Genomic DNA, 13,096 nt, shown 5'->3' with positions numbered 1-13,096 from the left:
GTCGGCCGTATCGAAGAAGTTGGCGCCCGCCTCGAGACAGAGATCGACGAGGCGCTCCGCCTCGGCGGCATCCGTCCGCCCCCAGCGCTCAAAGAACTCGCCGATACCACCGAAGGTCGCCGTTCCGAGGCCGAGGACGGGCACCTTCAGCCCGGATCGCCCAAACTGCCGATGCTCCATGCACGCCCCCTTTGAGCTGTTCTGCTTCTGCTCCTAGTGCGCCGATGTCTGACGGTTAGTTTCGTACCATGCCGGAGAGTGGCCAGTCAGCAGAGGTCTGATCCTATTACAATCTCGGCTGCCGCAGCGTCCGCTTCGAAGATGTCGTCTGCGTCGACTGGGATGGGCGCAAAGCTGAAGGTCTGCGACGCTGATGCGCTGAGGGCCTCCGTGGCGTAAGCTGGCGAGGTGGCTCCGTGCCCTGAGCGGCGGGACACACCGTTATGACGCACACTCTGCGCCAACGGGGATCGACCTAGTGCTGAGTATGGGCATGAGGTGGAACCACATGCCCCACTCTTACGTCCGCACCCGCCGCCTCACTCCACCTCGGGCTCAATCTTCTCGAGCCCGCCGATATGGCGCTGGGCGTAGAGGGGCAGGCCGATCTGCTTGATCAGCTCCAGCTGCGTCTCCAGGAAATCGATATGGCCTTCCTCGTCGGCGGCGAGATCCTCGAACAGGAGCTTCGAGACGCGGTCGTTGATCGAGTCGCAGTACTGGGCGGCCTCGAGATAGAGCGCGCGCGCCTCGTTCTCGGCGGCGAGGTCGCACTCGATGATCTCCTGGACGTTCTGGCCGATCCGCAGCGGATCGAGCTCCTGCAGGTTGGGGAAGCCGTCGAGGAAGAGGATGCGGTCGACGAAGCGGTCCGCGTGGTTCATCTCCTCGATCGATTCCTTGCGCCAGAACTTGGCGAGGTCGATGTAGCCCCAGTCGTTCAGCATGCGGAAATGGAGCCAGTACTGGCTCACCGCCGTCAGTTCGCTGCGCAAGCCCCGGTTGAGGTACTCGATGACTTTTGCGTCACCCTTCATGACCGAGTATCTCCGATACGTTCATGGCAGCACGAGAGCGCGAGCTTGGAGGCCCATGACCGTCCAACAGTTTAGAGATATTCCAATCTGAGGCGACCGGCAACCGCCTGATACGCAGAAGTTTTCTAAACGGCCGCGGTCGGATGCCGACTGCAGCGGCTGCATCACTTCGATGACAACCTCGTCCACACCCGTGGTGGTGCTGGCATTAGAGGGTAAGGGGAGCGCGTGGCTGACACTCAGCGAGAATCCAGTGTCCCCGCAGCGGACCGAGCGACGCTCCAAGTGTGCTCATGGTCGGCCCCTCGCTGTTGTGGCGAGGATAAAAGCTGTCCCTCCACGGGGAGATCACACCGACCACCTCATCAGATGCGTGCATGACGAAGAGGTAAGCGCGCCGTCCATCAAGCCAGCCGGAGATGACCTCGTTCAGCTCTCCAAGCTGCACATTGAGGTTCACTCCATAGGCATCAGCCACGAAACGGGCCTTATCCTCCTCTCGGAGGAACACGGCTCGGCTGACCGGGCAAGTGAGCGCAGGCCGCGGCTCCTCTATGTCGGTCGTCGCGTACACAGGACCGGAGGCAGGCTGATCCGTCGCGGAGCGGGCGAGGTGCCCTGGCACGATCAGGGCGGCAACCGTCATGGAAACGCTCAACAGAAATCTGCAATCCATCAGGGAACTGAACCAGATTCGACGCATAGAAAAGCCGCGGTCCGACCTCAAGCGTCACTATTCGCGGTTGGCAGCCCGTGGTCAATCCTCGCAAGCCGGAGTGACCAGCGCTCACGGTGGCTACGAGGGCCCAGCAGTTACTTCGCCCTGCCATCCTAATTGTCTTCAGGCTCGTGAAGTTCTTGCCTCCCGGCTGTGTGACTGTCGCCGTCACTGTCTTGCAGGCGAGTGAGGCGGTCCGCACCGACCAGCCCTCTGTCCGGCTGAAGGACTTCCGGCGCAAGTGCGTGCACACGGGAACTGGTGCACGGGCAGTCACCACCTTAGGTGGACGCTGCGTTCAACGAGGCCGCCGCGACTGAGCTCGCGATTGCAGCTGACGCGCTCGAGCGCCGTGGCGACCGAGCTGCGGCCGAGGCTTTGCGCGAGCAAGCCCGCAGCTGCCCCGCAGATGCGATCCTTCTGCGGGCGCTGGCGGCTGGTGAGGCAGCGATGCGCCCCACCAAGCCTCAACGCAGTCATACCAAGCCTCGTTGAGCAGGACTCACGCTGGGTAGCGGTGCAGAACGGGCTGTGATTCTTTCCTCGGGTTTGGAGCCTGAGGAGGATGGGATGGCCGCTCCTGTGCCGCTGCGGCCAGACTTCGATGCCGAGGCCTTGCGAGCTCTAGCCAAGAGCTCGCGCGATCCGGATCAGACCCGCCGCCTGCTGGCGCTGTCGGCGATCTATGCGGGCGGCTCGCGCTCGGCGGCGGCTCTCGGTGGGGTTGGGCTGCAGACGGTGCGGGACTGGGTTCTGGCCTTCAACGCCGATGGGCCGGATGGGCTGATCGGCTGCAAGGCTCCCGGTGCCCGCCCGCGCCTGAACGCTGAGCAGCGTGAGGCGCTTCGGGCCTTGGTTGAGGAGGGACCCACGCCGGCGGCGCACGGGGTCGTGCGCTGGCGGCTGGTCGATCTGGCTCAGATCCTGTTTGAGGAGCACGGCGTCTCGGTCTCCGAGCAGACGCTGAGCCGGGTTCTGCGGAGCATGGGCTACGCCAAGCTCTCGGCTCGTCCGCGCCATCACGCACAGGATCAGGACGCTATTCCGGCTTTTAAAAAACCTTCCCCGCCCGCTTGGCGGAGGTCGCGCAGGCTGTCGGCGGCAAGCCGATAGAGGTCTGGTTCGCCGACGAGGCCCGGGTTGGGCAGAAGAACACCATCACGCGTCGTTGGGCACGCCGCGGCACACGGCCCGCAGCCTCAAAGGACCAGCGCACCGCTTCCGCCTACCTCTTCGGCGCAATCTGCCCGGCTCGTGGCACGGGAGCCGGGCTCGTCATGCCCCGCTGCACCACCGAGGCGATGAACCTGCACCTGGCCGAGATCGCCAGGGCCCTCACCGCCGGTGCGCACGCCGTGCTGCTGCTCGATCAGGCTGGCTGGCACATGACCAAGAAGCTCATCGTGCCGGCCAACATCACGCTGCTGCCGCTGCCAGCGCGCTCGCCTGAGCTGAACCCGGTCGAGAACCTCTGGCAGTTCATCCGTGAGAACTGGCTCGGCAACCGGATCTTTGCGTCATACGAGGCCATCCTCGATCATTGCTGCGACGCCTGGAACAAGCTCATCGACCAACCCTGGCGCATCATGTCCATCGGCCTGCGCGCCTGGGCTCATGTGTTCTGATCAGTGAGGGTTGGTATTAGTCACCGATCAGCGCGCTGCCTGCGGCTTTTGAGAGGGACTAGGCGGCTACCTGCTCCTTGATGACGGCGACCGAAGGCTGACGCTCCGCGACCTCCCGGATCGCCTTCGACAGGAGTTCGAGCAAGTTGTCCGATTGCGTCAGATCTTTCCAAGAAATGGTCGCCATGCGGCCGCACACGGCGTCAGCCGCGAGTGCTGTCAGGCCGAGCGTCGTGAGTCTCAGCTCGACAACAGTGCCCGTCTCTTCTCTGATGGTTTGTGCCAATCCCCAGGCTGCTTGAAGGATGCTGGCAAAGGCTTCGTGTGACTGCCCCGTCATTCCGATCTCTCGCTCCAATCCTCCGCGCTATGCAACCGCAGGGCTCCTGGACGGTCAAGCTTACGGGGCGGGCTATGGCGACACGGCCCTTGTGGCCTCGGTTTGGGCCATGCGCCAAACACCTTCTCTCACCTCAATGCGTGTCAGCGCGCTACGACGCTCCGGCATGCCTCGCCGCACGCGTTGACGCCCCTCTCCGAACAAGAGACATGGGAGCGTTCGGGCAGCTTCCCGGGCCTGCAGTGCTGACGGCTTGACACCGGCTCAGGTCCTCCGGTCTGCGCGGATTCCACAGAGGCGCTGAAACGGGTACCTTCAGATCGCCGAGGTATCACCAAGCGATTGCCGTCCCGACGCGATGGCATGGATCGTCCGCCGACTCAGACCATCTGCGCGCGCCTGCTTCTCGAGACGCCGCAGGCGCTCGATCAGAACCGGAACCGGTTCGCTGGCGCCGTCCAGAGCTGCCCGGACCAAGCCGCCGATGAGGCGGCCAAATACCTCTCCTTCCAACGTAGAAGCGAGTGCTCGCATGCAGCAGGCCTCCGAATCGCCGCGGTCTCTATCTGCGCAGCTAAATGTAGTGCCTGCAATAATCCCGATTAGCCTTTGAAAATTCGCAAGCCGCCCTAGTCAGGCGACAGATATCTGCCTTTTCAGGCATGGTGAAGCTGGAGCGCACAAGCCGGGTCTGAGGAGAGGAAGCCGCGCGATGGGGTTCGACTTCGCCTTCGCAACGAAGGTTTTTGCAGCTCTCTTCGCCATCATGAACCCGATCGCGAACGTCCCCGTCTTCCTCTCCCTGACCGAAGGTGCCTCGGCCGAGGCTCAGCGGCGCGTGGCCGTCACTGCAGCAATCGGCACGACAATCGGCTGCCTCATCGCGGTCCTTGCTGGCAGGTTGGTCCTCGGCATCTTCGGGATCAGCGTGAACGATTTCCGTCTGGCGGGCGGCCTCCTCGTTCTGCTGATCGCTCTTTCGATGTTGCAGGGGTCGGCAAGTCACGCCCATGCAGCCACGCCGAAAGAGCAGATCGAAGCTATCGATCCAGCAAGCGTTGCCATTTATCCCCTGACCGTGCCGCTGTTGGTCGGCCCGGGCACGATCGCGACCCTCATCGTCTTTGCGGAGACGGCGCACACACAGGACAAGATCAGTGAATTGGCGGCGGGACTGAGCGCCTTCCTGTTGCTGTTGGCCGCGGCGCTGCTCGCAGCCCCATTCATCGGGCGTCATCTCTCGCAGGAGGCCACGGCCATCACCCGCCGGCTTATGGGCATGATCCTCGCCGCGGTTGCAATGGAGATGATCGTGACCAGTTTGCGGGCGATCTTCCCAGGTCTGACCCGATGAGGGCAGGGCACATCGCGGCCGTGCAGGTGCCGACGCCATCGTCGGTCCGCCTACAGGACAGATACTGGCCCGTAGGGCCTTGGTGAGCTCGGGGAGCGCTACCTGCCGGAACGACTCCCATTTGGGCACACCGCACCCATCCATGCTTGGGGCATAGGTTAACTGTCCGCCCTCATCCTCTCCCTAAGCCGCGTTGCGTATCGGCTCTGTCGTGAGATCCGCGACACGCCCCGCTGCCGCCTCCCTAGCAGGCAGCGGGGCAGCGCAGCGGTAACCGCCCGTTAACCCTAGCTCGGCTTGATCCTGCCTCTTCTCCGAAGGGCAGGGTCCTCAAGTGGCATCAACTCCCCTACGGCCTACGGCTGCCGCCCTCGCGCGATATCCGGTCCCTGTCGGGCTGATCGCATCGCTCTACCGGGCCGACGAGAACGAATTCGCGCGGCTAATCGCCCCCATGTCCGGATACGCCCGCGCTCGGACCGCCGCCTACTGTGCCGAGCGGGACAACCTGCAGGCATTGGCTCTGAAGATCGCTGGGACCTGCGAGGAGGCGGACCTGATAAAGGCGGCTGGCGCGGAGAATGGGGCCGCCCTGTTCGCGCAATCACGCGTCGAGGTGGTGCGCCAACCAGTGTCTGCTGCAGTGCTGGATCCGGTTTCCACCCCCATGCAGATCATCGATTTTGCGGTGGCGAGCCACGACCCAGATCGGCCGGAGCGCTCGAAGGCGGCCTGACGCAGCGAGACATCCTTGTCCGATGGTCACCCCCGCCCCGGCGCTAAGCAGAATGACAACTGTCAAGCCTGTTCCGTATGGTTAAGCTTTGGTAGGCTCCTCTTCGTGGACATTGAGGAGCCGCGATGCCAGTAGCCCTAGCCACGAAGGTCAATCAGCAGCGCGAGGTTGCCGCGCGCACCCAGGTGCAGAGAAGCGTCGCAAGCTATCGCGCAGGTGCCCGTGGCAGGCGGGTCGAGGATCTCGCGCGCTACGGCGGCGGCCTCACCGGACGTGAGTTGATTGAGATTGCGCGGGCCATTCGCCTCCAGCCGGACTGCGACTGACATCAACAGCGTGGCTTGGATGGAAAGAAGGGGCGCCGTCGCCCTCCTTTCGGGTGCCTCAGGTTGCAATCGTGCCGCCGTGCCGCAGGAAACCAACCTGCCGATCAGCCGTGTCACGTCGACAGGAGTTTCCATGTCGGACCTCGGGCTGATCGTCACGGAAGGTGATGCGCACACCATGACCGATCCTGGCATCCCGGCACCTCCCAGTGAGGGGAAGATGCCGCCGCCCAAGCTGCCACCTGACTCGCTTCCTCCGGAAGAGCCGGAGGGTGAGCCTGACCTCGGCCCAACTGGGCCGTGCTCGCCTTATCCTGACGTTGATCCCTCGATCAATGAGCCTCCCGGCCCAGGCTCAGCGCCCCGATCCTCTGCCGAGCAACCCAACAGACTCGGGCGTGCGGCGTTGAGGGTTGAGGAAGGCTGCGCCTCACATTTGGTCCTTGCCCATGTCCGAACCGAAGAAGCTGATCCGTGTGCTAACGACAGAGATTCTTGGCGGCTTCGAAGTCACGATCGAGGCAGACGACGGCTGCGTGCTGAGACTGATCGCAACGCCCAATCAGATCGAAGCTCTGGCTCGCCAGTTCACACGGCTGGCAGATGACGAGGAACAGGCTGGCGGCTGACCTGCCGGTCAGTGACCCACGCAACATTCCGGGCACTCACGCTGAAAAGCCACGCTTCTACAAGGCGCCCCATATGACGGCCGCTCAAGGCCGCAGAGGGGAAACGCCATGGTCGTCGCCATTGCCCGGATCGTTCTCGCGAGTGGCCTCATGCTGGCCGCTGCGCATCTGCCGTCGGTCATCACGGCTCAAGCCACAACGAGGGCTCCGGAATGAAGGGTCACTTACCCAGGTAGGCCGACGCGGAAGCGGCTCGTACGGAGAACCGTTCCCTCGCGGTGAATCGCTCGGTTGGGAGGTGCGCCATATTTCGTTGATAAACCTGCTCGCTCAGGAAGCCCCGCTCGATCTCGACGTCGCTCTCCTTCAGGTCGATGAACCAGCAGCGCCGGGCGCTGCTCCAGCGGTAGCTACGCGCTTTGAGAGCATTGTTGGCACAGTTCGGCGATGCTGTCCTCACCGCACAGGCCTTCCAGCACGATGCGGATCTTCTCTTCAGCCGAGAACTGCCGGCGCATGGCCCGGCGGATGTCCTTGATCACGGCTTCCACCGGCTTCCGTGCCGGCCCGGATGTCTGCTTCATCTTCGTGCCTCAGGACTACGATGAACCAGCCATCCTCCGTTCGTGAAGGGCCTCAATCTGTCTCAAGAGTGATGACGGCGGACATCGTAAAGGGGTGGGGCGCGCTTTCTGCACGGCTGCAGAATACCGCAGGGGGGCCTGTATCGATCAGGCGCCATAATGCAAATTTTCCGGGCCTCGGCCGCTCGAGAGGCCAGCCCATGCGCGCACGGCATATCCGGCTCGTGGAATTTGGTATGCCAAGGCGTGCCGCACTGCGCCATACATGGTGCAACGCAAACGTCAGACAGGACGCTTACGATGACCGACCTACTCCTCTACTATGGCTTCTTCGCCGCCGTGGCCGCGAACGTCGGGCTGGTCTTCTACGTTGCCAACCGAGTGAACCCGAAGGCCGATACCGCTACAACTGCTCTCCCGCTCTTGGCAAGCAACGAGAACGCCCGGGCTGCTGCCGTGTGGCTCGCCGCCTGAGCGGCGCAGCAGCATCTACTCCGATATCGGATGGGCCCCGCCCGGTTCTGGCGGGGCTCTTTTTTGTGCCCGGCGAGCAAGCCGCGAGAGAGCAACGCGTCGGGAGCAGAGCACAAATGGTTCGCTCGGTGGTCCAGAGCGCGGTTGCGACGCCGACCGGCGCAAAGCGCCCGGTCTAGAAGGGAATGGGTGACCCCTTTCGGGGTTCATCCGCACCTTTGGTGCTGAGGCAGATCCGGACGGTGAAACCAATAGTGTCCAAGGACAGCCTGATGCCGATCGGTGCCGTCGGTGCCGGACGGCCTTGACGGCAATGACCTGGCGTTGGACGGGGCCGGGTTGCTAATCACCGCATGCACCCCGGCAATCGAGACCGTTTGTCCAACCTTCGGACGATTCTCGACGCGGGGTCACAGCGCCTACTGGCGGACCCTCAAGGACCTGCCCTGGCAGGGCGCTGGGCTGATCAGGGCAAGACAAGCTCGCGCCCGTCGTTCTCTAGACCCTTGTCATTTGAAGCTACCGTCAAGGGCGGCATGCTATGCTTAGCGGCTGTTTACCCTGTCCGCACCGTGCCTCACACGCCGCGCGGCGTGTGAGGGGTAGGTCGCGCCGGTACGCAGCCAGGGTCCTGTAGCAAGGTCAGTCTCAGAAACAGGCGCTCATCGAGACATTCTGATTTGGCCGCCGTCTCCCGGACATGAGATTTGCTCTCCAGCTCTGCCCGACGTGCACTTTGGCTGTCACGCTCTCAACCGAGCCGGCGAGGATCTGGTAGGAACACCGAGACCGTACTCGGTGAGGCTGGAGATACGTTTGTGACTCTCGATCAGCTGCGCATCTTCGTGGCCGTAGCAGAGCGCCAGCATGTCACCCGTGCGGCCGAGGCGCTCAATCTCGCTCAGTCCGCGGTGAGTAGCGCTATTGCTAACATCGAGGGACGTCACGCGACGAAGCTGTTCCACCGGGTCGGGCGCGGCATAGAGCTGACCGAGGCCGGTCGCATCTTCCTCGGCGAGGCCCGGGCCGTGCTCGCCCGCGCCGAAGCTGCTGAATTGGTGCTGGCTGACCTGAGCGGACTTCGCCGCGGTACCTTGTCTATCCAGGCCAGCCAGACCATTGCCAGCGACTGGCTGCCTCGTCACCTCGTCACCTTCCGCCGGGCTTACCCGGAGATCAGGATCAGCCTCTCCGTCGGGAACACCGAACAGGCCGCTGCCGCCGTTCGCGATGGAACGGCCGAGCTCGGCTTCGTGGAAGGTGCGCTCGACGATCCCGCGCTTGCGAGCACGACAGTGGCACAGGACAACCTCGTCCTCGTCGTCGGACCGGACCACCCGTTCGGGACGCGCAAGCGCCTAACGACAACCGATCTTGCCGAAGCCGACTGGGTGCTGCGCGAGCCGGGTTCGGGCACGCGCTCGGCCTTCGAGGAGGCGTTGCTCGAGTTTGGGCTGTCATTATCCAGCCTACGCGTGACACTTGAGCTGCCCTCGAACGAAGCCGTGCGGGCGGCAGTCGAGGCCGGGGCCGGCGCGAGCGTCCTCTCGGCGACAGTGGTGGCCGCCTCACTGCTGGCCGGTACCGTGCGGCAGGCGTCGCTTCTCCTGCCAACCCGGCCGTTTCGCGTTCTGCGTCACAAGGAGCGCTATCGCAGTCGTGCGTCGGACGCCCTGCTGGATCTGATTCAGCGTGCGGGCGGTGCGTGACGTGGGGAGGTGTGCGTTCAGCGTTGGTTCGCTGACCCGCAGCTCGGCCCCTCTCCCGCACCTCGCCCCGATCCAGCGGTCAGGCGACGCCGAGCACATGGATCAGGCCAAGGCTAACCGCGCCGAGGGCGAGCAGCGAGGCGGTCACCGCCAGTGTCACCCGCAGACCCGCTTTGGCCACGACCCGGACATCAACCCCGAGGCCGAGCCCCACCATCGAGATCACCGTGAGGACATTGGCGATCTCGGCCGTGGGCCGCAGAGCAGCTCCGGGTATGAGGCCAGCCGAGCGAAGGCCCGCCAGGGCGAGAAAACCCAGAATGAACCAAGGCACGAAACGATGGAGTGCGATCCGGCCTCCGCTTGAACGCTTGCCGGCCGTCACCTTGGATGCGGACTCGTCGGGCACCTCACGCAGCCGGCTCGCGCCGACCGAGAGAGCAAGGATGACCGGGCCAAGCATCAGAACACGAACGAGCTTGACCAGCGTACCGACCTGCATGCTGAGCGTTGCAACCGGCGCCGTCGCGGCGAGAACCTGTGGCACTGCGTAGACGGTCAACCCGGCGAGCACACCGTACTGCATCGGCGAGAGCCCGAGCAGCGGCACGAGGAGCGGCAGACCGAGCACCACGAGAACACCGAGCACGGCCGTGAAGGCGATCGAGGCGGCAACGTCCTCCCCGCTCGCGCCGATAACGGGCGCGGCAGCGGCAATGGCGGAGTTGCCACAAATCGAGTTGCCGCAGGCCACCAGGATCGCCATGCGGTGATGCAGCCCGAGCATCCGACCAATGCCGTAGCTTGCCAGGATGGCGAGTGCCACGACGGCGGCGATACCGACGAGGAGGCCCGGCCCGGCCGCAAGGATTGTTGCGAAGCTGAGTGAGGCACCCAGCAGCACGACGGCGACCTCCAGCAATGTCTTGGCACTGAAGGCAATGCCACGGGTGAAGCGCGCCGAGGGTGTCCAAGCCGTGCGGACCGCTGTACCGAGCAGGATGGCAAGCACCAGGGCCTCAAGCCAAGCGCGACCGAACAGCTGTGCTTCGGCTGCCTCAAAGCCGAGAGCGCTGGCAGTGACTGCGAGGCACAGACAGAGGCCCGGCAGGATGGCACGTACACCGGAGACACGGCGAAACTCGCTGGCGGTGCGGGATTGTGCAATGGGCGGCATAGGCAACTCTGATCCGAGGCGTGGAATCTCTCACGCCGGCGCCATTCAATCCAACTGAACGTGCAGATCGGTTTGATCGAAAAAGCAGATTGATAACTTTTCAGTTTGCAGCCTACAGGCGTCTCGCAACCTCCTTGCAGGTCGCACGAGTAACTGGCCCGAGCTCGTTTCTAAATCTGTTAACCGGCGTGGGGCGCCCGCCTCTTATCGCGAATCCTGGAGCCTGCGAGCGGCACGCGGGCAGACAGTTGCCGCAAGCATAGGGACAGTCCGGCCGATCGATGCGACGGCGGCGCTTCTGGATCTGCCGTAAATTCTGAAGTCGGCCGCGGCTTCGGCCGGCGGCAGCCGGAATTTACCAGGACTGCTAAGGACAACCCGGTCGCAGTCCTAACCAATCCGGCCACGTTTCTACCTGCTCACAAACTTTGTGCCAGCGCTCTTACGTCAGCGTGGCGACAAGCCCGCTGCGATGATGCTCGCTCAGTTAACCTCAGCGGCATATCGCGCATGGTCGGTGTTGCATCGGCTGATCCGGAGCTCGACAGCACGCGCATTCACATCATATGCGATACGCATGATCTCAAGCAGTGGAGCACCCGTATTCAAGTTGAGCAGCTTTGCTTCCTCAGAGGTCGCCGAGACAGCCGCGATCCGTTCCGAAGCGCGCGCAATACTGATCCCGAATATCTCCTGGTAAATGACGTACATCTCCTCTTCCATGACTTCATTCGCCTGCACGCGCAAATCTGGCATGAGCGCAACAGGCACGAAAACGCGCTCAAAAATAGCAGGAGCCTGATCTAGGCTCCGGACCCGAATGATCGCATGCAGCATCGAACCAGGCTCAATATTGAGGCGAGCTGCCTGCTCATTACTGGCCCTCTGCTTACGGTGGCTCAAGACACAGCTCGTAGGAGCAAGGCGCTGATTGTCAAGATCGACAATGCGAAAGAACTGGAAAAGAGTTTCGTCACGCGAGTGACGAGCAACATACGTGCCACGTCCTTGGCGGCGGACAATCAGTCTATCCGCCTCAAGGGCCATGAGCGCCTTACGCACCGTCCCTTGACTGACTTGATACTCGGCCGCGAGTTCGGTCTCGCTCGGCAGCATCTCGCCAGGCTTCCAAGACCCCGACCCAATTCGCTTTACCAGCGAATCCTTTACTTGGGCGTAGAGCGGCTGGTACCCTGTAAGAAGTGAGCGGGGCGTTGATTCATCCATGTTGATGGGCCGTGTCCTCAGAGGGCCTCTTATATATTATACTGGAGGTAAGGACACAATCAGGCCTTGGAAGGGCGGCTCTGACGATGCCGCCCACCGCATCTCGCCTTCAGGCTGGTTCTGGCACGGGCTGCTTGAACCCCGCATGGGCCGCATCGACCGCAATATCGAGATCCTGCGCTCGTACTTCGCCACGGAGAACAGCCCGCATCCGTTCGACGTCAAGGGAGCGATCCCAACGGGAGATGGCGAGCGTCGCGACGGCATTCCCAATCAGATTGAGCACTGCCCGGCCTTCATTGAGAAACCGGTCCACCCCGAGTGTAATGGCGATCCCCGCTGCGGGCACGATCGGGTGCGCGATCATGGTCGAGACGAGTGTCACCAGCACCCCGCCAGTGACTCCGGCCGCGCCCTTCGATGTGAGGAGCAGAAGTCCGAACAAAGACAGCTTGTCGCCCCAGGAGAGGTCCAGATTCAACGCCTGAGCAATAAACATCGGCGCGAGGACTAGATAGAGCGCTGTCCCGTCAAGATTAAACGAGTACGCTGTCGGCAGCACGATGCGTACCACGTCCGGCTTGCATCCAAGGAACTCGAGCTTGTCGATCAGCCGCGGCATCACGGCTTCGGATGCGATCGTGCCAAAGACGATTGCGATCTCCTCCTTGATGTAGCGCAGGAACTCGACCATTCCGACGCCGCACCAGCGCAGCACGCACCAGAGTACGAGAACAACGAAAACGACAAGCGCGACGTAATAGCTGGCGACGAGCTTCATCAGTGGCAGCAGCGAGCCGATACCAAACTTGCCTACCGTGAACCCGATCGCCCCAAAGGCGGCGAGCGGGGCGAGACGCGTGATCATACGCATGATGCTGAAGAGCCACTGCGTCGCCTCGTCCAGCCAAACATTCAGCGTAGGCACGCGCTCGTTAATCGCGAGCAGAGCGATGCCACCGAACACGGCCATGATGAGAAGCTGAATGACGTCGTTGTGAACGAACGGATCAAACAGCGACACTGGAATGATACCGAGCCATCCCGAGCCCGAGGCCGCAGCGGACTTTCCGGCAAAGCCGCTGATCGCGGCGAGATCGAGATCCTTCGGATTCACGTTGAGGCCTGCGCCTGGCTGGATGAGCTCCCCAACACCCCAG

At 63.1% G+C, this 13,096-nt stretch carries 15 protein-coding genes and 1 pseudogene; 6 read left to right on the top strand and 10 right to left on the bottom strand.

Annotation, left to right across the window (positions count from 1 at the left end):
* The 3 genes from WDW90_RS30305 to WDW90_RS30295 form a co-directional block, all read right to left on the bottom strand.
* On the bottom strand, positions 1–180 hold a 180-nt coding region (locus WDW90_RS30305), incomplete at its 3' end, for an aldo/keto reductase (protein ID WP_336491219.1).
* 359 nt (positions 181–539) lie between these two features.
* Complete coding sequence (bfr, locus tag WDW90_RS30300; RefSeq protein ID WP_336491218.1) at positions 540–1,037, bottom strand: bacterioferritin; 498 nt, start codon at positions 1,035–1,037, stop codon at positions 540–542.
* 208 nt (positions 1,038–1,245) lie between these two features.
* On the bottom strand, positions 1,246–1,683 hold the full coding sequence (locus WDW90_RS30295) for a hypothetical protein (protein ID WP_336491216.1): 438 nt from the start codon (positions 1,681–1,683) through the stop codon (positions 1,246–1,248).
* 603 nt (positions 1,684–2,286) lie between these two features.
* Between WDW90_RS30295 and WDW90_RS30290 the strand changes: the two genes are divergently transcribed.
* Positions 2,287–3,380 (top strand): IS630 family transposase gene (locus WDW90_RS30290; RefSeq protein ID WP_336491215.1). Its coding sequence is split into 2 segments (ribosomal slippage): positions 2,287–2,815 and positions 2,815–3,380, totalling 1,095 coding nucleotides; the frame shifts between segments, so codons are not numbered across the junction.
* A 58-nt stretch (positions 3,381–3,438) separates the two neighbouring features.
* Here WDW90_RS30290 and WDW90_RS30285 read toward each other — a convergent pair.
* Positions 3,439–3,720, bottom strand: coding sequence for a hypothetical protein (locus WDW90_RS30285; RefSeq protein ID WP_336491213.1), 282 nt, complete (start codon positions 3,718–3,720; stop codon positions 3,439–3,441).
* Positions 3,721–4,035: 315 nt separating this feature from the next.
* The gene (locus WDW90_RS30280; RefSeq protein ID WP_336491212.1) at positions 4,036–4,254 is read right to left on the bottom strand and encodes a hypothetical protein; all 219 of its coding nucleotides are present in this window, start codon (positions 4,252–4,254) and stop codon (positions 4,036–4,038) included.
* Positions 4,255–4,432: 178 nt separating this feature from the next.
* Here WDW90_RS30280 and WDW90_RS30275 point away from each other — a divergent pair, with 178 nt between their 5' ends.
* Together WDW90_RS30275 and WDW90_RS30270 are read left to right on the top strand one after the other, a co-directional pair.
* The gene (locus WDW90_RS30275) at positions 4,433–5,074 is read left to right on the top strand and encodes a MarC family protein (RefSeq protein ID WP_336491211.1); all 642 of its coding nucleotides are present in this window, start codon (positions 4,433–4,435) and stop codon (positions 5,072–5,074) included.
* Between the two features lie 454 nt (positions 5,075–5,528).
* Positions 5,529–5,810 carry a hypothetical protein gene (locus WDW90_RS30270; protein ID WP_336491210.1) on the top strand — a complete coding sequence of 94 codons (282 nt, stop codon included), beginning with the start codon at positions 5,529–5,531 and terminating at the stop codon, positions 5,808–5,810.
* Positions 5,811–5,947: 137 nt separating this feature from the next.
* Here WDW90_RS30270 and WDW90_RS30265 read toward each other — a convergent pair whose 3' ends face one another.
* Complete coding sequence (locus WDW90_RS30265; RefSeq protein WP_336491209.1) at positions 5,948–6,271, bottom strand: hypothetical protein; 324 nt, start codon at positions 6,269–6,271, stop codon at positions 5,948–5,950.
* Positions 6,272–6,585: 314 nt separating this feature from the next.
* Between WDW90_RS30265 and WDW90_RS30255 the strand changes: the two genes are divergently transcribed.
* Positions 6,586–6,765, top strand: coding sequence for a hypothetical protein (locus WDW90_RS30255; protein ID WP_336491207.1), 180 nt, complete (start codon positions 6,586–6,588; stop codon positions 6,763–6,765).
* 428 nt (positions 6,766–7,193) lie between these two features.
* Here the strand turns inward: WDW90_RS30255 and WDW90_RS30250 are convergent.
* Positions 7,194–7,349 (bottom strand): annotated as a pseudogene (locus tag WDW90_RS30250) (IS3 family transposase); the annotation flags it as partial.
* 300 nt (positions 7,350–7,649) lie between these two features.
* On the opposite strand from WDW90_RS30250, the gene WDW90_RS30245 reads away from it, so the two are divergent.
* The gene (locus WDW90_RS30245) at positions 7,650–7,823 is read left to right on the top strand and encodes a hypothetical protein (RefSeq protein ID WP_336491205.1); all 174 of its coding nucleotides are present in this window, start codon (positions 7,650–7,652) and stop codon (positions 7,821–7,823) included.
* A gap of 818 nt (positions 7,824–8,641) precedes the next feature.
* Positions 8,642–9,532 (top strand): LysR family transcriptional regulator, encoded by an 891-nt coding sequence (locus WDW90_RS30235; protein WP_336491203.1) that lies wholly within the window; start codon positions 8,642–8,644, stop codon positions 9,530–9,532.
* Positions 9,533–9,611: 79 nt separating this feature from the next.
* On the opposite strand, the gene WDW90_RS30230 is transcribed toward WDW90_RS30235, so the two are convergent.
* The 3 genes from WDW90_RS30230 to WDW90_RS30220 all read right to left on the bottom strand — a co-directional run.
* Complete coding sequence (locus WDW90_RS30230) at positions 9,612–10,709, bottom strand: YeiH family protein (RefSeq protein WP_336491202.1); 1,098 nt, start codon at positions 10,707–10,709, stop codon at positions 9,612–9,614.
* Between the two features lie 483 nt (positions 10,710–11,192).
* The gene (locus WDW90_RS30225; protein WP_336491200.1) at positions 11,193–11,936 is read right to left on the bottom strand and encodes a GntR family transcriptional regulator; all 744 of its coding nucleotides are present in this window, start codon (positions 11,934–11,936) and stop codon (positions 11,193–11,195) included.
* A gap of 109 nt (positions 11,937–12,045) precedes the next feature.
* Positions 12,046–13,096 (bottom strand): cation:dicarboxylate symporter family transporter (locus tag WDW90_RS30220; RefSeq protein WP_336491199.1); only part of this gene is annotated, 1,051 nt, incomplete at its 5' end.

The organism is Methylobacterium nigriterrae, assembly GCF_037106235.1.
Classification (GTDB): domain Bacteria; phylum Pseudomonadota; class Alphaproteobacteria; order Rhizobiales; family Beijerinckiaceae; genus Methylobacterium; species Methylobacterium nigriterrae.
Note: the sequence above shows the minus strand (reverse complement) of the source record. Positions and strands in the feature narration are given on the sequence as shown.

What these genes read in the sequence shown, in the direction of transcription:
- bfr (WP_336491218.1), bottom strand. Translation starts at nt 1,037, where the DNA reads ATGAAGGGTGACGCAAAAGTCATCGAGTACCTCAACCGGGGCTTGCGC.
- WDW90_RS30295 (WP_336491216.1), bottom strand. Translation starts at nt 1,683, where the DNA reads ATGACGGTTGCCGCCCTGATCGTGCCAGGGCACCTCGCCCGCTCCGCG.
- WDW90_RS30285 (WP_336491213.1), bottom strand. Translation starts at nt 3,720, where the DNA reads ATGACGGGGCAGTCACACGAAGCCTTTGCCAGCATCCTTCAAGCAGCC.
- WDW90_RS30280 (WP_336491212.1), bottom strand. Translation starts at nt 4,254, where the DNA reads ATGCGAGCACTCGCTTCTACGTTGGAAGGAGAGGTATTTGGCCGCCTC.
- WDW90_RS30275 (WP_336491211.1), top strand. Translation starts at nt 4,433, where the DNA reads ATGGGGTTCGACTTCGCCTTCGCAACGAAGGTTTTTGCAGCTCTCTTC.
- WDW90_RS30270 (WP_336491210.1), top strand. Translation starts at nt 5,529, where the DNA reads ATGTCCGGATACGCCCGCGCTCGGACCGCCGCCTACTGTGCCGAGCGG.
- WDW90_RS30265 (WP_336491209.1), bottom strand. Translation starts at nt 6,271, where the DNA reads ATGGAAACTCCTGTCGACGTGACACGGCTGATCGGCAGGTTGGTTTCC.
- WDW90_RS30255 (WP_336491207.1), top strand. Translation starts at nt 6,586, where the DNA reads ATGTCCGAACCGAAGAAGCTGATCCGTGTGCTAACGACAGAGATTCTT.
- WDW90_RS30245 (WP_336491205.1), top strand. Translation starts at nt 7,650, where the DNA reads ATGACCGACCTACTCCTCTACTATGGCTTCTTCGCCGCCGTGGCCGCG.
- WDW90_RS30230 (WP_336491202.1), bottom strand. Translation starts at nt 10,709, where the DNA reads ATGCCGCCCATTGCACAATCCCGCACCGCCAGCGAGTTTCGCCGTGTC.
- WDW90_RS30225 (WP_336491200.1), bottom strand. Translation starts at nt 11,936, where the DNA reads ATGGATGAATCAACGCCCCGCTCACTTCTTACAGGGTACCAGCCGCTC.